This window comes from Psychromonas arctica DSM 14288, assembly GCF_000482725.1.
GTDB classification, from domain to species: Bacteria; Pseudomonadota; Gammaproteobacteria; order Enterobacterales; family Psychromonadaceae; genus Psychromonas; species Psychromonas arctica.
This window is the reverse complement of record NZ_KI519481.1, coordinates 1-18,532: the sequence shown is the minus strand read 5'-3', so window position 1 is coordinate 18,532 and position 18,532 is coordinate 1. Positions and strand designations below refer to the sequence as shown.

Genomic DNA, 18,532 nt, shown 5'->3' with positions numbered 1-18,532 from the left:
ACCTCACTTTATCTGCAGCAATTAGATATTTATGCACTAATTAATACATTTTATGCACCAAAATTAAAGCAAATGAAAATTATATAATCAATATTTCAATAGAAAAAAGATAACAAACTCCGTAATATAGCGGCATATTAACTCTCTATTAGGCTTACCGTTGATGCAATTTGAACTCATCACTACACTGACACAATTATCTGAGTATATTGCCACATTAGATAACTCTCCTATTTCTTTAGACACTGAATTCGTCCGTACCCGTACTTTTTATGCCAATTTAGGTCTATTACAAGTATCACAAAATGAAAAGATCGTATTAATCGATCCTATCTCGATCGGAGATATTAGTGCTTTTTGGCAGGCGATAGATAACAAAGCCTGTATTTTACATGCCAGTAGTGAAGATTTAGAAATTATCAGGCAACAAAAGGGTGACCTAAATATTAAGTTGTTTGATACACAGGTAGCCTGTGCATTTTTGAATCACGGCGCGTCATTAGGTTATGCCAAAATGGTCGAATTAATAGATGGTGCAGTGTTAGATAAAGGTGAGTCTCGTACCGATTGGTGTGCACGACCATTAACCCAAAAGCAACAACATTACGCCGCCGCCGATGTGTTGTACCTTGAACCGAGTTTAGTTGTTTTACAGGCGCAGCTTGCAGAAAAGAAAATGACCGATTTTTTTGAACAAGAATGCCAAATGATTTTAGATCAAAAAATGAAACCAATTGACCCGGATAAAGCTTATAAATCTTTAGATAATCTATTTAAGTTAGATAGACACAGCTTAGCCATCATTAAAGCGTTGGCGAAATGGCGATTACAAACTGCACAAGCGCGTAATCTGGCGCTTAACTTTGTAGTGAAAGCTGAGCATTTATGGTTATTAGCTTATTATCAGCCAGCTTCAATCAATGATTTAAAACGCTTAAATTTATTACCCAATGAAATTCGTATTCACGGACAAAATATTTTATCGGTTATCGCAGAAGTGTCCGCACAAGATCCAGAAACCTATCCGCCCCTCATTTCTCGTTTAATTGATTTTCCTGAATACAAAAAAACCTTAAAAGAGATGCGCGATAAAATCAAAGCCTGCGCAGAAAAATATGAGCTACCAGTTGAATTAATTGCCTCTAAACGTGTCATTAATGAGTATTTAAGTTGGTCTTGGAAATTAACTGATCAACAGCGTTTAACAGCGACCAAACCAAAACTGTTAAGCGGATGGCGATTTGAGCTGATCGGGCATCAATTTAACTATTAACATTGGCTGATTTTGATCAGCGAATAAGATAACCGAATCTAAAAACCGTCTAATTCATCTAGACGGTTAGCCAACAGTCTTATATTAATTTCTTTTGTGCATCTGATGCATATCGATTAATACGTAACTAGGGTAATAAATGATAATAAAAAAAACATCGCCCACCGATAAACCAACATGGTTAGAAAGCAGCAAAATTTATCTACAAAAGCGAGTTGCTATATTATTTTTTCTTGGTTTCTCCGCAGGCCTTCCAATTTTATTAGTTTTTTCCACTTTATCATTTTGGTTACGAGAAGCGGGAGTAAGTCGGGCTAGCATTGGCTTCTTTAGCTGGATAGCCTTGGCTTACGCTTTTAAATGGATCTGGTCACCGTTTGTGGACCGTTTATCTATTCCATTGTTAACCACTTGGCTTGGGCGACGACGCTCATGGTTATTGCTATCTCAACTAGCCATTACCGTTGCAATTATTGGCATGGCAATGAGCGATCCTCAACAAAATCTCACCTTATTCGCTATTTGTGCTTTAGTCGTTGCTTACAGTTCAGCGACACAGGATATCGTCATTGACGCGTTCCGTATCGAATCTGCTCCCGAGAAGTTTCAAGCGGCAATGGCAGCGGCCTACATGACCGGATACCGACTCGCAATGATCATGGCCGGAGCCGGTTCTTTAGCTATTGCAGCATTAGTCAGTGACTCACAGGCTTACCAATTATCGGCCTGGTCAACATCATACTTTGTAATGGCAGCTTGTATGAGTGTAGGTATTATTACCACATTTATTGCCCAAGAACCGGAATATGAAAGAGCTTTACAGCCACATACAAAAATACATTTAACCCCTATTGCACGTTTTATGGCATGGTTAGAAATCGCCATTGTTGCGCCTTTTTCAGACTTTTTTACACGCTATGGCAAGCATGCTTTATTAATATTATTACTGATAGGTAGCTATCGTATTTCTGATATTGTAATGGGTATTATGGCTAACCCTTTTTATGTTGATATGGGCTATAGCAAAGGGGAAGTAGCTGCCATTTCTAAGGTATTTGGGGTAATCATGACCCTGCTTGGCGCAGGATTGGGCGGCATATTATTAACACGCTATAGCACCTACACGATCCTATTTTTGGGTGCATTTTTGGTTGTCGTGACTAACTTTATATTTGCTATTTTAGCCTTTGTAGGAAAAGATTTAACGTTATTAACTCTGATCATCTCGATGGACAATATCAGTGCAGGTATTGCGACCACAGCCTTTATCACTTATATTTCTAAACTAACCAATATTGAATTTTCTGCTACTCAGTACGCATTATTTAGTTCAATGATGCTGTTATTTCCGAAATTTATTGCCGGTTTTTCTGGCGTCTATGTAGATAGTTTTGGTTATGTTAACTTCTTTGTCGGATCCGCCTTAATAGGTGTTCCTGTGCTTGGTTTAATTATACTGTTAAAAAAAATCATCGAAGAATAAGCCAATCGATTTAACTATGACCAATGTAACTATGGCCAATTCAACTATAACCAATGTGACTATAACCAATGTAACGTTAAATATTACATTCTATTATTGATGATTTGAAATATTCAAATAAGTATCATATCGCCGTTTTATTTCACGCACATAAGTCACGGGCTCTTGTCCTCGAACATACCCATAACGCGCTTTGGCTGCATACTTAGGTTGTGATAAAAGTAGCATAGCTTTTTCAACATGATTAAACCAACGATCATCTTGCCAACCTTTTTTCCTCGCTAAGCGAATAGCATCTCGAACATGCCCTGCACCTGCATTATATGAGGCTAATGTAAACCAGGTTAACTCTGATTTAGGGATCTTATCTGCTTGCATTCGCTCTCTTACCCAATCCATATAACGAATGCCGGCTTCAATACCCTGCTCAGGATCATGCATATCTTGGATCCCCAATTGCTCAGCAGTACGTGGCATGACTTGGAATAACCCTTGTGCCCCCGATAAAGACTTTGCATTGGGATCAAAGCGGCTTTCTTGATGCATTTGCGCGACCAATAAACGCCAATCAAACCCATACTTCTTAGCATGTTTTTTCACTAAGTCATCAAAAGGAGACATAACACCTGACTCTATTTCAGCCACATAACCTTTGTATTGCTGATCTAAGCGTTTTTTGTTTTTAAAGTATTTATTATAAATTACATTATAAAACAATCCTTTATAATGTTTTTTGATAAAAATATTGATCTCTTTTAATAACGCTTGATTACCCGCTTTGATCCCCCAACTTTGTGCCTTAGGCTCTCCTAACGCCATAAAGGATTGAATATCATCACGGAAGGTTAGCTCTAAATCAACAATATGACTGTCGGCTATAGTCATGTCATACTTTTTATCCGCCACCGCTTCAATAATTGATTCCGTTTCCATATTCTCAGGAACTGCAATCAATTTAACACTCGGCACTGTTTTTTGCAGCTGCAATGAAGTACTCCAGTATGCACTTGAAGAGCGTGTGTAAATTTTATGGCCTTTGAGATCTTGAGGTGTTTCTATTCCTGTGACACCGGATTGCCCAACCACCAACTCAGAAGCATAATGATAAGGGCGAGAAAAACCGATCCCCTTCGCTCTTCTTGCCTCGGTCGGAGTTAAAAAACCTAATGCAATATCTGCCTTATCGTCAATTAAGTAATCTAGCAATGCCACGTTATCTGGAGCAACTATAATCTCGTAACGCAATTTATTTTCTTTAGCAAAGCGCTTCGCTAATTCATAATGAAACCCTAATAATTCACCCCGCCAAATATAATAAGATGAAAGATTATTTCTTAAGACAAAGCGCACTCTGCCCTTAGCTTGTATCGTTTGCCACTGTGTGAGATTGGATTTTTTGATAGTTGATGAAGGCACAACTTTAGTACTTGAAGTATTACCTGTTGTTGAATTCGATGAGGAATGTGCTGTTTTTAGCAACTCAGATACTAACTGCTGCGAATCAATGAAAGCATTCAATTGTGTTAATAAGTATTCATTTTCAATATTAACCGCTCATGCTATATCACGCTTGCCACTTGCTTGAATACTTTTTTTAATATCATCCCGATAGGCTAAAGCGGAGGCGATCAGGTTTGCATCTTGTATCGCAAGGTCATATTCCCCACTCGCAAGTCGATCGTATAAAAGTTCGGTACTAATACTATTATCAATATAACGAATACGCATCTTAGGGTATATTTTCTGCAGTCCTAGCGCGGTTGTTTGGTAGCTTTTACCTTTTTGGATGACCACTTCTCGCCCATTTAATGCACTCCCTTTTTTCAGTGGAGGTGAATGCTTGCCCATAATGAAGTACTCATTACTTTGAATAAAAGCATCACTAAAATTAACGCGTTTTTTACGTGCCGTGGTGATAGTTAAGTTCGCTGCGATCACATCCCCTTCACCTGCAATTAATTTGCTAAATAGTTGATCAAATTTGGTCACCTTAATTTGTTTAAACTGGAGGTTTTGCTGTACAGAGAATTGCTGTAGGTATTGTAATTCGAGGTCTTGAGGATGACCAGCGCGTGGTAAATAAGTTTCACCACCAACCCATGTTAACACGGTCAAAGTAGGTTTTTGGTTGAAAAAATAATGCTTTAAAAGAAAAAAACTCGCTATCAACATCAGCACCAAACACACAATTTTTGATAATAAAAATAAAGTGTTACGTTTATTTTGACCCTGACTCATAGGCTAGTGTTCCTTCAATGATTATAAAAATTCATTTATATGCACAACAGCTTTAGCGCATTAAGTTTATTCACAATAATCGAGCCTGTCCTCCTTTGATCTCAACATTTAAATAATAATAAAATGCAATATACCTTCCTTGAGGGCTTTACATTCAATAAGACAACCAAGAGATAGTTTGTCGCTATTTCTATTTATCTCGCACTGATTATTTTAATCTACAAAGAACCTAAATCGTGGCAATTACAGTATCACTGACTAAAACTAACTCCCTTATAATAGATACCAATTTTGATTGTTCTATAACATGTCTTAGAGCAAAAATTTTAGCGGCCATCCATTAGTCCACTTTGAACTAATGGATGATAGGTAATTTTTAGCACTTATTATTCAGTAGCAATCTCATCACTTTCAGCAGCTTCACCTTGCATAATGGTAATTTCAACCCGGCGATTGCGACGTTGCTCGGTAATAGTATTACCCAGAGTGAGCGGTTTACTGTTTGCATACCCAACCACCTGCATTTTTTTATCTTGAATGCCGTCAACTTTAAGCATTTCATGTGCTACAGATACTGCACGTTGCGCAGATAAGTCCCAATTAGAGCGATATAATTCCGACTGTATTGGTTCATTATCCGTATGACCAGAAATAGTCAATACTCCGGGTACATCCACTAATATTTTCGCCACTTTTGCTATTACAGGCCTAAAGCGAGGCTGTAAAAATGCAGAACCAGCAGGAAAAGATCCTTTTTCTCTTAATCGTATAATTAACTGTTGTCCTAAAGACTCGATTTCTATTGCACCATCAACAATTTCTTCTTTTAAGTTTTCTGCTACTTTTTTAGCTAAAGCTTGCTGTGCAGCCACTTCAGGAGCAGGTACTTCACTATCCGCTTGCTGCGATGATGTCTCTGTTGAAGAGGCATCACTTTCATCATCCCCTTGCGCTCCTACCGAGGTATCCTGTTGTTCCTTAGAAACCTCTTCGTTAGTATCTTCATTAACTTCAACTGCGGTCTCTTGCGCAGGTACATTGGCATCTCCTCCTGAACGGCTACTTTCACCCTCTTCAAAATCTAAATTTGTTTTAGTAATATCAATAGTATTCTGCATAATCACTTCGATTGGTGTAGGGTCAGGTCTTCCTGGACTGAACTCCTGAGCGATCACAGATGTACCTTTAGGGATATCTTTTATTTCCAGTCTGTTTTGAACCCCAAAAGCAAACTCCATTGATCCTGCGATTTGTTTAAATTTAGCAACATCCATTTCAGAAAATGATAAAAGTAAAACAAAGAAGCACATAAGTAATGACATCAAATCGGCAAAGGTTCCCATCCAGGCTGGTAACCCCTCAGGGGGACATTTACATTCTTCTTCCATTATTAAGCTCCTTCACCAGCAGCACCACTACCCCGCTTAGATTCAGGTAAATAGTTTCGTAACATGCCTTCAATAACACGTGGGTTTTGACCGTCTTGAATACCTAAGACGCCGTCTAGAATAAGACTACGATTCAATTTCTCTTCCGCGGCTCTTAGTTTTAATTTATCTGAAATAGGCAAGGCGACCATATTGGCGACAACCGCACCATACAAAGTGGTTAATAATGCGACGGCCATCGCAGGGCCAATAGATTTAGGGTCATCCATGTTAGAAAGCATGGCAACGAGTCCCACTAGTGTACCTATCATGCCCATCGCAGGCGCAACATCACCAAAGTTCTTGAAAATCTCTGCGCCAACTTCATGACGTTCTGCAGTTAATCGAATATCATTTTGCAGTGTACTACGTACCACGTCTGCATCATGGCCATCCACCAGCATATCGACACCTTTTTGCATAAACGGATTGCTAATTTGGGCTTCTTCTAATGCCAAAAATCCACCTTTACGCGCCGCGTCAGCCATCTCAACTACTTTTACAATTAATTCTTCTGCAGGATCTATTTTGAACATAAAGGCTTTCATGGCAATTTTAATTGCCCCAAAGAATTGCCCCATATTATATTTCATCATTACAACAAAAGCGGTACCGCCAAAAACTATCAAAATAGAGGTCATATCAATAAACATATCAATGGTCCCCCCCATCAACATCGCCATGATAACAAAGCCGAAGGCGCCTATTATTCCAACTAGAGTTGCTAAATCCACAGATTAATCCTTTTCAATTTTAATAGTTAAACATTACTAAGATGATAGTATAGCCATTTCTGGTTAGTTTGCAGTCAAAGATATTTTATTTAAAACAACATTTTACATAAGTATTTAAACAGCTAACAACTTCACTGTTTGGGAATTATTTTTAGCCCTTAGTTTGACATCCTTAACAGTCACGGTAATCTTGCACAAAATATTCAAAAGAGATGCCCCATGGCCCTAAAAAAACCTGAAAATATGCAATATGAAGAAGCAATTACTGAGCTTGAACAAATAGTACAGCATCTAGAGCAAGGTGATTTACCTTTGGAAGATGCATTAAAACAATTCGAACGAGGTATTTCTCTCGCCCGTAGTAATAGCCAAAAATTACAACATGCACAACAACAAGTTAGTATTTTAATGCAAAATGATGCACAAGCACCTTTGCAAAAATTTGAAGAATAAGCAGCTTACATGACACTATTAATTTCTACCATGCAGCAACTTCAAGCACGTGTAAACGATCAGCTTGAGCAATATATTAATCATCCCGCTTCTTATTCAAAAACATTAAATGAGGCGATGGCCTATGGTGCCTTGTTAGGAGGAAAGCGTGTTAGACCATTTTTAGTTTATGCAGTAGGGCAAATGCTTGGCAGTAAATTAGAGACACTTGACCCGATTGCAGCATCAATTGAATGTATCCATGCTTACTCTTTAATTCATGATGATTTACCTGCCATGGATGATGATGCACTGCGTCGCGGTAATGTTACCTGCCATATCAAATATGATGAAGCAACGGCTATCTTAGCGGGTGATGCGTTACAAACATTAGCATTTGAAATTTTATCTAATGAAATACCTGCATTACCAGCACAATCGCAATTAAAAATACTTAATATTTTGGCAAAAGCTGCTGGCGAAAAAGGCATGTGTGCAGGCCAAGTGTTAGATATTGCGGCAGAAAATACAGCGATTTCATTAACTGATTTAGAAATGATTCATAATGCAAAAACAGGCGCATTAATTATCGCAGCGGTACAAATGGGCGCGTTAAGCAAAATAGACATCGATGACGCTGAATTTTTGCTCTTAACAAAATTTGCGACCGCGATCGGTTTAGCGTTTCAAGTACAGGATGATATTTTAGATATCATCAGCGATACCGAAACTCTAGGCAAACCTCAGGGTTCTGACCAACAGTTACATAAATCAACATACCCTGCTTTGCTTGGTTTGCAAGGTGCACAACAAAAAGCTCAAGACTTATATCAAGAAGCGCTTCATGCTTTATCACAATTGCCTTATAATACGCAGTTACTCGAGTTGTTTTCTCATTACATCATCAAACGCGATAAATAAATATGCCATTGGATTTAAAAAATTACCCGTTGCTCGCTAACATTAATTACCCAGAAGACCTGCGTTTATTAAAAAAACAGCAGCTCCCTGCATTTTGCGAAGAGCTACGTCGTTTTTTGTTGACCAGTGTTAGTCAAACCAGTGGCCACCTTGCCTCAGGATTAGGTGTCGTAGAGCTTACTGTTGCTTTGCATTATGTTTATCACACGCCTTTTGATCATCTGGTTTGGGATGTTGGGCATCAAGCCTATCCGCATAAAATTTTAACCGGTCGTCGCGACCAAATGGATAGCATTCGACAGTTTAAAGGCTTACACCCTTTCCCTTGGCGTGAAGAAAGTGAATACGATGTGCTTAGTGTAGGCCATTCTTCGACATCAATTGGCGCTGCCCTAGGGCTCGCTATTGCCGCGGGTAAAGAACAAAAAAATCGTAAAGTAGTCGCTGTGATTGGTGATGGTGCTATTACTGCCGGTATGGCTTTTGAGGCATTAAACCATGCAGGTGCATTACACAACGATATGTTGGTAGTACTTAATGACAATGAAATGTCTATTTCTGAAAATGTGGGTGCATTAAATAATCATTTGGCAAAAATATTATCCGGTGATTTATATACTCAGCTACGTGAAGGGGGCAAAAAAGTGCTGTCCACTGTACCTCCGATTAAAGAGCTAGCAAAAAAAACCGAAGAACATTTAAAAGGCATGGTTTCTCCTGCGACTATTTTTGAAGAATTTGGCTTCAATTATATTGGTCCAATGGATGGCCATAATGTGATCGACCTAGTGGATACGTTACGTAATATGCGCTCCCATGCAGGACCGCAATTTTTACACGTAATGACTAAAAAAGGTAAAGGTTATAAACAAGCAGAGTTAGATCCTATTACTTATCATGCTGTGCCAAAATTCACCCCCGATGAAGCTTTGCCAGTGCCTAAACCCTGCGCACCTACTTTTTCTAAAATATTTGGTCAGTGGTTAAATGACATGGCCGATCAAGACGAAAAACTAACCGCTATTACCCCAGCAATGCGTGAAGGTTCTGGGATGGTTGAGTTTTCTAAACGTCACCCAGACAAATACTATGATGTTGCTATTGCAGAGCAGCATGCTGTTACCTTGGCAGCTGGTATGGCTATTGCTGATTTAAATCCGATTGTTGCTATCTATTCCAGCTTTTTACAACGCGCCTATGACCAAGTGATACATGATGTTGCTATTCAAAATCTTGGTGTGTTGTTTGCCATTGATAGAGCGGGAATTGTTGGCGCTGATGGCCCGACACACCAAGGAGCTTATGACCTAAGTTTTTTACGTTGCATACCTAATATGACCGTGATGACCCCTTCTGATGAACAGGAATGTCGGAACATGTTATATACAGGCCATTTACTTAATACACCTGCCGCAGTTCGCTATCCGAGAGGCAGTGGAACAGGTGTTGAAGTTGATAACAGCATGACAGTGCTAGAAATAGGCAAAGCCAAGGTGATTGCTGAAGGTCAAAAAACAGCTATCTTATGTTTTGGCACCTTTTTACAAGCAGCAATTCCCGTCGCAGAGGAGTTAAATGCAACGATAATCGATATGCGTTTTGTTAAACCTTTAGACCAATCATTATTAATCAAGCTCGCACAAACACATTCGCAAATAGTCACTGTTGAAGAAAATAGTATCTTAGGTGGTGCAGGCTCTGCGGTGAGTGAATTCTTAATGTCACAACAATATACAGGCAAAGTTTTACATTTAGGACTACCTGATTCATTTGTAGAACAAGGTACGCAGGCGGAAATTTATCATATGTTACAACTAGACAGTGAAGGTATTGCAGAACAAATTGATGCATTTTTTAACTAACCGTATCTGTTAGTTTCTAGCGTTTATACCTTTTAGCTTATTGCTCTTAAACCTCTTGTACATACGAACAACAGACCTTAAGGCCTGTTGTTCGTTTAGCCGTCCTGATTTAATAGCGTACTATCTTTGTTAACTTTAAACAGAGACCAGTAGGGAATACCATTACTTGAAAAAATATCTTGTAGGTTAAACTGATTGTTTTGAGCCCAAATTTTATCTTGGTAAAATAGTGGGAAAATCCAGTTATCTTGTTGCAATTTTTGAAAGTAGCTCGTCTGAGATTGAAAGTTTTCAGCAATCTTTTTTTGTTTAAATTTATTTTCTAGGTAACCCGTTAAAAAGCTATTCTTAAATAAGTCCTCATAAATATTATCTTTACTCATCAAATTTGTCTGCCAACTAGAGAGAGCAAAATCGTAATAAAGGTTAGTATTATCCCAAACGTCCTGAGAGCTTACCTCTTGTACCACAAGATTGACGCCAATTTTATCTAGCATATGTGTTAATGCATCAGCAACCTTGCTTGTATTGCCAACATCATCCAGCATAACTAATAATGACATCTGCTTAGGTAAAGGTTGTACCTGTAATATTTTTTTTGCTTTTTCTAAATTGTACTCAGGCATTAACAGCGTATTTTTATCTTCTTTCTGTACCAGGCTATTATCGGTAAAGGCCATCACGGAAGGTTGAATTTGGCCATTATCTTTTAGAATGTATTTCAACATACCCGGTTGATTAATGGCCATATGGATTGCCTCACGTACTTTTTTATCACTTAATATAGGTGACAACTGATCATTAATAGCAAGAAATATGGCATTTGATGAGGGTACTTGTACTAGTCGTGTAGCGGTGTTTTCAGCAAGGTCATTGATAAACTTATTAGGAATAGCATAACTGACTTGTACATCATTTGCTAAGAGTGCAAACAAACGCGATTGTGGTTTATTAACACGCATAAAACGAAAGAATTTGGTAGGTAACGCCCCTTCCCAATAGTTATTGTTTGCAATCACTAACACCCCTAGCACAGGATTATATTTTTGTACTAAATACGGGCCAGTACCAGACATAGTCAACTGGGTAATAGGCGGCAAAATGATTGAAGGTGGCGTATCTAATAATCTTTTATTACTTTGATAAAAGGCTGAGTCTAAAACAAACAAATTAGTTAAATCATCCAATAACTGAATTTCACTCAATTCAGAACGAATATCGAAGCTATTACTATCATTGGACGTTATGGTCTCTATTTTATTAAAAAATCGTAACTTAGCATTATTTTTTGCCTGCTCAAAAGACCAAATAACATCTTTTGCTGTCAATATATTACCAGAATGGAAATGGACATTTTTACGTAAATAAAAACGAATTGTTTTGTTATTAATTCTTTTCCAATTTTTAACTAAGCGAGCTTCCAACTGTTGCTGCTGATCCCAACGAAACAGTGGATCAAATAATAGGTGCTTAAATTGTTCTTCGATTAATTTTTGATCTGCAAAGGGATTAAATGAGGTGGGTATTTTATCAACGGCAACGGTAATCGCTTGAGGATTAAATACATTTGGATTTTGTGCGAAACAACCAACAGCGTAAAATATTGAAGTAATAAAAAACCAACGTAAACGCATATTTACCTCTGACAATTGCTTATAAAGAATAGAATTGGATGAGCAAGAATAAACCTATCGCAGCAAAGATACCAGCCACAATATCGTCGATCATGATCCCGAAACCACCCTCTACTTTTTTATCTAACCAACTAATTGGAAAAGGTTTTAATACATCAAAAAAACGAAATAATAGAAAACCAATGCACACCCAAACAAAGGGAATAGCCATGCCATTTTTAATCTCTGGGTAAACCAATAAAAGCGGCAGCATGGTGATCCAATAACCTACAAACTCATCCCAGACAATCGCTTTATGATCATGCACGCCCATTGCTTCGCTGGTCACGTGACAAAACCAAAACCCAGCAAAACTGGTGATCACTAATACCGCTAGATAATATTCAATACTCAGCATCGCTAATAAATAAAATAGGGGAACCGCTGCTAAAGTACCAAATGTTCCTGGCGCTTTAGGTGCTAATCCACTACCAAAGCCAACAGCAGCAAGGTGTATTGGGTTAGAAAGCTTTAAACCTTTCAAATCATCTCGATTTAACATGTATGTGCGACCTTATTTAAAATGATCCCAGCTACTATTGTCTAATGTAACAAGCTGGTCATGATGAGTAAAAATGATTTCTGGTTGTTTATGTCTAGGCAAGTTAGTAGATAAGTTAGTAGATGAATCAACAACGGCATCAGTAGTCGCTGTCATTGCGTTGATTTTACCAATTTCAAAACACAATAAAGATGATACGTCATTCTCAATTGCCAACTGCTCTTTTAGTAAAGCGAGTTTATGAGGAGAAATGGTAAACAATAACTCATAGTCATCACCACCATTAACAGCAAACTGCCATGCCTGTGAAAGCGTGATAGTGCCTGATTTAATTTCTCCAATCATCGCATTAGAGAAAGGTAAATCCTGTAACCATATTTCAGCGCTACATTGCGATTGCTTTAAAATATGCGATAAATCTTGATTCAATCCGTCAGAAATATCGATGCAACTCGAGGCGTTCCCTACCAATAACTCGCCCATATCTAACCTTGGCTCGGTAAGTTCTAAGGCATCGATAAACGCTTGTGGGTTATGGAGTGATAAGGTCGGATGCTGATTGTCTGATTGCAGCTGTTGCAATTTTACAGCTAATCCTAGCGCCCCATCTCCTAAACAGCCACTCACACAAATAATATCACCTGCTTGAGCTTGTTTACGGGTTAATGCTTGTCCTGATTTTATGATACCTTTTGCCGAGACTGTTATTGATAAAGGCCCCTTAGTCGTATCACCACCAATTAATTGCACATTATACTTATCTGCTAACGCAAAAAAACCGCGACAGAATTCAGCCAACCAAGGCTCATTTATGCTCGGTAAAGTAATCGCTAGTGAGACCCACTTCGCACTCGCCCCCATCGCGGCGAGATCACTTAAGTTAACCGCCAATGATTTATAGCCTAGACGGTAGGGTTCTACATTTTCAAAGAAGTGTACACCACTGACTAAACTATCAGTAGTAACGGCAAGTTGATAACCATTAGCGATATCTAAAATCGCACAATCATCTCCAATGCCAATCACCACATCCTGTGATAGATCTGCCTTACGCTGGAAATAACGTGAAATAATGTCAAACTCGCCCTTACTCATTTTCTTTTTAATGACAATTTAGGTTTAGTCGTTGGATTATTTTTTGATGTAGAAGTCGTTTTTACATTTTTATTCACAAATACTTTTTTCGCTTTAGGCGTTGATTTAAAATCTGTTTTTTCACCTTTCCCATAATATGGGCTGCTGTCGTTACTTTGATTCTGACGAGACAACTTGGCACTGTTTGCATGATCGCTTGATTGTTGAGATTTAGGCAAAGCAGTATTGATAGCTGTCTTTGAAGAGCCAGCCACAGCTGCATTAATGTCAGCCATTTCCTGAGCTGATAAATTACGCCATTGACCCGCTTTTAAATTATGAAGTGTGACGTTCATGATCCGCGTTCTTTGCAGACGTGTCACTTCATATCCTAAATACTCACACATACGGCGTATCTGGCGATTTAAACCTTGCGTCAGAATAATAGTAAATACAAAACGACTTTCAACTTTCACAATACACGGTTTAGTGATCGTATCTAAAATTGGCACACCGCGTTGCATCCTGTCAACAAAGCGTTCACTTAATGGGGTATCCACTGTGACACGGTATTCTTTATCATGAGCATTTTCTGCACGTAATATTTTATTAACAATATCGCCATCACTGGTTAAAAAAATCAGCCCTTCAGAGGGTTTATCTAAACGACCAATGGGGAAGATACGCTCTTTATGCTTGACTGCATCGATGATATTTCCGTACACATTTCGTTCAGTGGTACAGGTAATGCCAATCGGTTTATTATAAGCAATATAAATACGATCAGATTTATTTGTCGCTATTTTATTGATACGCTTGCCATCAACAAAAACTTCATCACCGGGTTGCACTTTAGTGCCAAGTTCAGGAACTTGCCCATTAATTTTAACGCGGCTTTGTTCAATTAATTTATCAGCTTCACGTCGAGAGCAATACCCCGAATCACTGATAAATTTATTAAGACGTTTCTCGATATCTTGACTCACAGTAAACCCCAATGTTATTTATTTTATGACTATATACCCATCATACTTCAAGAAGTATGGTCTGGTGCTAACTGCATATCAGTACAAAGACAATACTAACAATCATCGCCTAACTCGATTGTTACAATATGAAGCGGTACCTGAATTCAAGTAGCTAAGTTCAAGTAATTAAATTCAGATAACCGGACACAATAAAGCTAATACCAATATGCTCTGCAAGTACCACAGTGTTATAAAATAGCCAAATAGTATTACTAGGTAAAATAGGTATCTAGACTAGCGAACTAAAAAGCGAATCTGTAACTTTATGCCTAGTATTTTGGGCGAGTTTTACTGCTGACTTTACATGTTGAAGTGTCATGGATATAAAAACGCTATATTAAAGCATAACGGAGAAGTTAACGGAAATGAAATGCACAGCGATTAACACAATCGTACCGAGAAACGCCAAAAAGTAACTAGATACCTTGCCTTACCTAGCCTTAGCTTTTAGAGCGGTAAGTATTAGCTTCATTTTTTTACCTGTGTCCAGGTTTTATCTGGTCTCCAACTATTCACCCAAGAAGGTAATTTAGCAGCCGGCATCGGTCTTGCGATACCAAATCCTTGCGCGAAGTGACAGCCTAAATGCAATAACGCAACACCATGTTGTAACGTTTCCACCCCTTCGGCAATGACTTCTCGTTTAAAGGCTTTAGATAAACCCATGACACCTTCAACAATAGAAAGGTCATCAGGATCATGTAACATATCACGAATAAAAGTCTGATCTATTTTGATCACATCCACTGGCAACTGTTTTAAATAGGTAAGAGAGCAATACCCAGTGCCAAAATCATCAAGTGCAAACTCAACCCCAAGCTTAATGCAATCAGACATAATTTTTGAAACCTTCTTGATGTCAGCAAGCGCGCTCGTTTCTAGTACTTCTAATTGTAATGAACTTGGATCAACATCTGGGTGTGCATTCAATAACTCTGATAAGCGTTGAACAAAGTTATTCTGTTGCAACTGCAGTGCATCAATATTGACACTGATAGTGGTATGAAGACCTATTTTTTTCCAATCTGAAATTTGTGTAAGTGCACTATCAATAACCCATTCACCAATAATAATAGTCAATTCATGACGATCAACAATCTGTAAAAAGTCATCTGGAGAAAGTAACCCTCTTTCAGGGTGCATCCAACGGAGTAACGCTTCCACGCCAATCATTTCGCCACTACGCATATTCACTTTAGGTTGATAATACAAAACAAATTCATGTTTTTGCAAAGCAGCACGAATACGCAGTAAGTTCTCATGTAAACTTTTTAACGCTATATCCTGAGCCATATCAAATAGATGATAACGGTTTTTACCTTCTTGTTTTGCACTATACATGGCTTGATCTGCATGACGTAAAAGTTGCTCTGCATCAACGCCATCATGAGGATAAATAGTGACACCTACGCTAGCTGAAACGTTGATAGTCAAATGATCGATGGCAACAGGTGCAGAAACTGATTTTAACAATCTCTCTAATAAAGGCTCACAGGCTTCCGGCGCCTCTAAGTTAACTAGTACTGCGACAAACTCATCGCCACCGAAACGAGATAACGTATCCTGATCACGCAGTGTTTTTTGCATACGCTGCGATATTTCAACTAATAATTTATCGCCAACATCATGTCCATGAAAGTCATTAATCGCTTTAAAATTATCTAAATCGAGAAAAACGACCGCTAATGAAAAATTATTACGTTTACATAAGCCCATTGCTTGCTTTAAACGGTCTGCGAGCAAACTACGATTAGGTAAATTCGTTAATACATCATAATGCGCAATATGCTCAAGCTGCTTTTGATGTGCTTTAATCGCAGCAATGTCAGTATAGAAAGCAATAAAATTTTTCACTTTACCTGCATCATCAGACACGGTACTGATGGTTAATAAATGAGGAACAATATTGCCATTTTTGCAACGGTTCCAAATTTCTCCAGTCCAATACCCTTGATAAGAAATTGCTTGCCACATTTCATGGTAAAAATCATCTGAATAATGTCCTGATTTAAAAATATTCGTTTTTTTACCAAATACTTCATCGCTCGAGTAGCCGGTCAACTGAGTAAAAGCACTATTAACTTCAATAATATTATTATTTTGATCGGTAATAATAATGGCTTCTTTGGCATGTGTGAATACACCCGCTGCCAATTTCAATTTATCTTCAGCTAATCGACTGTCAGTGATGTCCACACCCACGGCATAAATTTTCTGTTGCTCTACCGATGCGGTTGCAGACCACATAATTAAACGATACTGTCCTTGTTTATTCATGTATCTATTTTCAAAAGAGTAAGTATTTTCTCCTGCTCCCAAATTCATCATTTCTGATGCTGTATTATCGGTATCATCAGGGTGAAGTAAATCGAAAACATTACTATTTAATAAATCTTCACTACTAAAACCAAGTATCGACTGCCATCCTGCATTCACCTTAAGAATCAAACCATCAAAACTTACTATTAGATGTAAATTCATCGGCAGTTTAAAAAACTCATTTAATGTATCGCGATTATGTTTATCAACCGTCATATCTTTTACAAAAGCACCCATTCCGGTTACCATCCCGAGACTATTAAGGATCAAGGTGTTATACCAGTTGCAATAGATGGTGCGACCGTCTTTAGTGATATTAGGGATGCTAAATTGCTTTCCTCCTTGGTGAGCTAACAAGGAGTCATAATGAGTAATAAACTCATTACGTAATTCAGTCATTACAACCAATTCAATGATGTTTACACCAATAGCTTCTTGTTCTGAATATCCAAAAATATCTTGTGCTGCATCATTCCATTCAGTACAGATAAAATTAACATCCCATGCTACTGATCCTAATGGGGTATTTCGTAAATGTCTTGATAAACTGGCTTCGCTTTCCCTTAAAAATATTTGGCTGTTTTTTAGTTGTTGCTCTGCTTCTAGTCTCGTTTTGGCCATTGCTGAAAAGTTTTTTTGTAAATCAATAAGCTCCTTTGTTTCTCCAACAAAATCTAAATCAGTTTTTTCACCTAATTCAAGTTGTTTACTGGATACTTCAAGTGCTTTAATCGGCTTTAAAATATTTTCCCTTATTACCCAGACTGCAAATAAAGTGATCAATAAGATAAAACCCACAAGAAATATAACAACTCGTGACAATCTTGAGTCGATAATCGCTAATTCATGATCAAAAGGTATACCTACGATAAATCGTACAGCTTGATCATTAATCTCAGAACTTAGTTTTCTATTGACAAATATTCTCATGTAACCGTGTTGATCTTTTCTTATTTGGGTTTGTTCAGCTGATGTTATTTTACTAAAGCTTGGAATATCTTTAGCTGATTTTCCAATGAGAGCTTTATTTTCAGGATAGTTAGCAATGATTTTGTCATTAACATCAGTGATATAAGCAACGGTATTTACCGGTAAATGCGTAGACTCTAGCTTTTTACTCCACCACTCTAGTGATACTACAGCAACGGCCACTGCAACAAGCTGATCTGTTTTAGTATCAATCACAGGATAAGCAAAGTTAATACTGGTGGTCTGGCTAGCTCTATCAAATTGAAATGGGTGTAGTTCCTTTGAATCGACGCTTTTTTCAATAAAACAGCTATCCATAGATCCTTTGCCTCGATTGCTTTTTGTGGAAAACCCAATAGTCATTAAAGTCACCACTTGATTTTAATGACCGTAATTTCAATATTGCTTCTGCTCCCTTTAAACTCCAACGGGCACCTGTAATATCTAACCTGTCATTTATAAGGTGTCGGCAAGCCCCTTCAATGACGCCGCTCGCGATAGGGTAGCCTTTTTTTAATGCTTCTCCATATTGTAAACGAAGCTTGTTTTTGAGTAGGTAATCTGCACATTTATTAATATTATCGCGCTTGGTTAACC

14 protein-coding genes and 1 pseudogene are annotated in these 18,532 nt (G+C 38.0%); 5 read left to right on the top strand and 10 right to left on the bottom strand.

The window, feature by feature from the left end; genetic code table 11:
- The first annotated feature begins 163 nt into the window (after positions 1 to 163).
- Both rnd and H592_RS0116980 read left to right on the top strand, forming a co-directional pair.
- On the top strand, positions 164 to 1,273 hold the full coding sequence (gene rnd / locus H592_RS0116985; protein WP_028869825.1) for a ribonuclease D: 1,110 nt from the start codon (positions 164 to 166) through the stop codon (positions 1,271 to 1,273).
- A 139-nt stretch (positions 1,274 to 1,412) separates the two neighbouring features.
- Positions 1,413 to 2,756 (top strand): AmpG family muropeptide MFS transporter, encoded by a 1,344-nt coding sequence (locus H592_RS0116980; RefSeq protein ID WP_037072058.1) that lies wholly within the window; start codon positions 1,413 to 1,415, stop codon positions 2,754 to 2,756.
- Between the two features lie 93 nt (positions 2,757 to 2,849).
- Here H592_RS0116980 and H592_RS22645 read toward each other — a convergent pair whose 3' ends face one another.
- From H592_RS22645 to pomA, 4 genes are all read right to left on the bottom strand, one after another.
- Entirely contained in the window at positions 2,850 to 4,274 is a 1,425-nt protein-coding gene (locus H592_RS22645) for an MltF family protein (protein ID WP_051369232.1), read from the bottom strand.
- A gap of 36 nt (positions 4,275 to 4,310) precedes the next feature.
- Positions 4,311 to 4,994 (bottom strand): transporter substrate-binding domain-containing protein, encoded by a 684-nt coding sequence (locus tag H592_RS24710; RefSeq protein ID WP_051369231.1) that lies wholly within the window; start codon positions 4,992 to 4,994, stop codon positions 4,311 to 4,313.
- Positions 4,995 to 5,380: 386 nt separating this feature from the next.
- On the bottom strand, positions 5,381 to 6,382 hold the full coding sequence (locus H592_RS0116970) for a flagellar motor protein MotB (protein WP_037072056.1): 1,002 nt from the start codon (positions 6,380 to 6,382) through the stop codon (positions 5,381 to 5,383).
- Positions 6,383 to 6,384: 2 nt separating this feature from the next.
- Positions 6,385 to 7,155, bottom strand: a complete 771-nt coding sequence (gene pomA / locus H592_RS0116965) for a flagellar motor protein PomA (protein ID WP_028869822.1) — start codon at positions 7,153 to 7,155, stop codon at positions 6,385 to 6,387.
- A 219-nt stretch (positions 7,156 to 7,374) separates the two neighbouring features.
- On the opposite strand from pomA, the gene xseB reads away from it, so the two are divergent.
- From xseB to dxs, 3 genes are read left to right on the top strand one after another with little or no spacing between them, the layout of a single operon-like run.
- Positions 7,375 to 7,608, top strand: a complete 234-nt coding sequence (xseB, locus tag H592_RS0116960) for an exodeoxyribonuclease VII small subunit (RefSeq protein WP_028869821.1) — start codon at positions 7,375 to 7,377, stop codon at positions 7,606 to 7,608.
- A 9-nt stretch (positions 7,609 to 7,617) separates the two neighbouring features.
- A complete protein-coding gene (gene ispA / locus H592_RS0116955) occupies positions 7,618 to 8,508 on the top strand; it encodes a (2E,6E)-farnesyl diphosphate synthase (protein ID WP_028869820.1) in 891 nt (296 codons plus the stop codon).
- A 2-nt stretch (positions 8,509 to 8,510) separates the two neighbouring features.
- Positions 8,511 to 10,370, top strand: coding sequence for a 1-deoxy-D-xylulose-5-phosphate synthase (gene dxs / locus H592_RS0116950; protein WP_028869819.1), 1,860 nt, complete (start codon positions 8,511 to 8,513; stop codon positions 10,368 to 10,370).
- Positions 10,371 to 10,465: 95 nt separating this feature from the next.
- Here dxs and H592_RS0116945 read toward each other — a convergent pair whose 3' ends face one another.
- From H592_RS0116945 to H592_RS24275, 6 genes and pseudogenes are all read right to left on the bottom strand, one after another.
- Positions 10,466 to 12,004, bottom strand: coding sequence for an ABC transporter substrate-binding protein (locus H592_RS0116945; RefSeq protein ID WP_028869818.1), 1,539 nt, complete (start codon positions 12,002 to 12,004; stop codon positions 10,466 to 10,468).
- 19 nt (positions 12,005 to 12,023) lie between these two features.
- The gene (locus H592_RS0116940; RefSeq protein WP_028869817.1) at positions 12,024 to 12,545 is read right to left on the bottom strand and encodes a phosphatidylglycerophosphatase A family protein; all 522 of its coding nucleotides are present in this window, start codon (positions 12,543 to 12,545) and stop codon (positions 12,024 to 12,026) included.
- A gap of 12 nt (positions 12,546 to 12,557) precedes the next feature.
- Positions 12,558 to 13,640 carry a thiamine-phosphate kinase gene (thiL, locus tag H592_RS0116935; RefSeq protein WP_028869816.1) on the bottom strand — a complete coding sequence of 361 codons (1,083 nt, stop codon included), beginning with the start codon at positions 13,638 to 13,640 and terminating at the stop codon, positions 12,558 to 12,560.
- Positions 13,637 to 14,605, bottom strand: coding sequence for a 23S rRNA pseudouridine(2604) synthase RluF (gene rluF, locus H592_RS22640; protein WP_037072055.1), 969 nt, complete (start codon positions 14,603 to 14,605; stop codon positions 13,637 to 13,639). The genes thiL and rluF overlap by 4 nt, the downstream gene beginning before the upstream one ends.
- Before the next feature lie 510 nt (positions 14,606 to 15,115).
- Complete coding sequence (locus H592_RS23390; RefSeq protein WP_084296320.1) at positions 15,116 to 18,298, bottom strand: sensor domain-containing protein; 3,183 nt, start codon at positions 18,296 to 18,298, stop codon at positions 15,116 to 15,118.
- Positions 18,246 to 18,532 (bottom strand): annotated as a pseudogene (locus tag H592_RS24275) (ISKra4 family transposase); the annotation flags it as partial. The pseudogene H592_RS24275 and the gene H592_RS23390, both read right to left, overlap by 53 nt.

Coding starts and splice junctions, on each gene's coding strand:
- thiL (WP_028869816.1), bottom strand. CDS start 13,640: ATGAGTAAGGGCGAGTTTGACATTATTTCACGTTATTTCCAGCGTAAG.
- H592_RS0116945 (WP_028869818.1), bottom strand. CDS start 12,004: ATGCGTTTACGTTGGTTTTTTATTACTTCAATATTTTACGCTGTTGGT.
- H592_RS23390 (WP_084296320.1), bottom strand. CDS start 18,298: ATGACTATTGGGTTTTCCACAAAAAGCAATCGAGGCAAAGGATCTATG.
- H592_RS0116980 (WP_037072058.1), top strand. CDS start 1,413: ATGATAATAAAAAAAACATCGCCCACCGATAAACCAACATGGTTAGAA.
- xseB (WP_028869821.1), top strand. CDS start 7,375: ATGGCCCTAAAAAAACCTGAAAATATGCAATATGAAGAAGCAATTACT.
- H592_RS24710 (WP_051369231.1), bottom strand. CDS start 4,994: ATGAGTCAGGGTCAAAATAAACGTAACACTTTATTTTTATTATCAAAA.
- dxs (WP_028869819.1), top strand. CDS start 8,511: ATGCCATTGGATTTAAAAAATTACCCGTTGCTCGCTAACATTAATTAC.
- ispA (WP_028869820.1), top strand. CDS start 7,618: ATGACACTATTAATTTCTACCATGCAGCAACTTCAAGCACGTGTAAAC.
- H592_RS0116940 (WP_028869817.1), bottom strand. CDS start 12,545: ATGTTAAATCGAGATGATTTGAAAGGTTTAAAGCTTTCTAACCCAATA.
- rnd (WP_028869825.1), top strand. CDS start 164: ATGCAATTTGAACTCATCACTACACTGACACAATTATCTGAGTATATT.
- H592_RS0116970 (WP_037072056.1), bottom strand. CDS start 6,382: ATGGAAGAAGAATGTAAATGTCCCCCTGAGGGGTTACCAGCCTGGATG.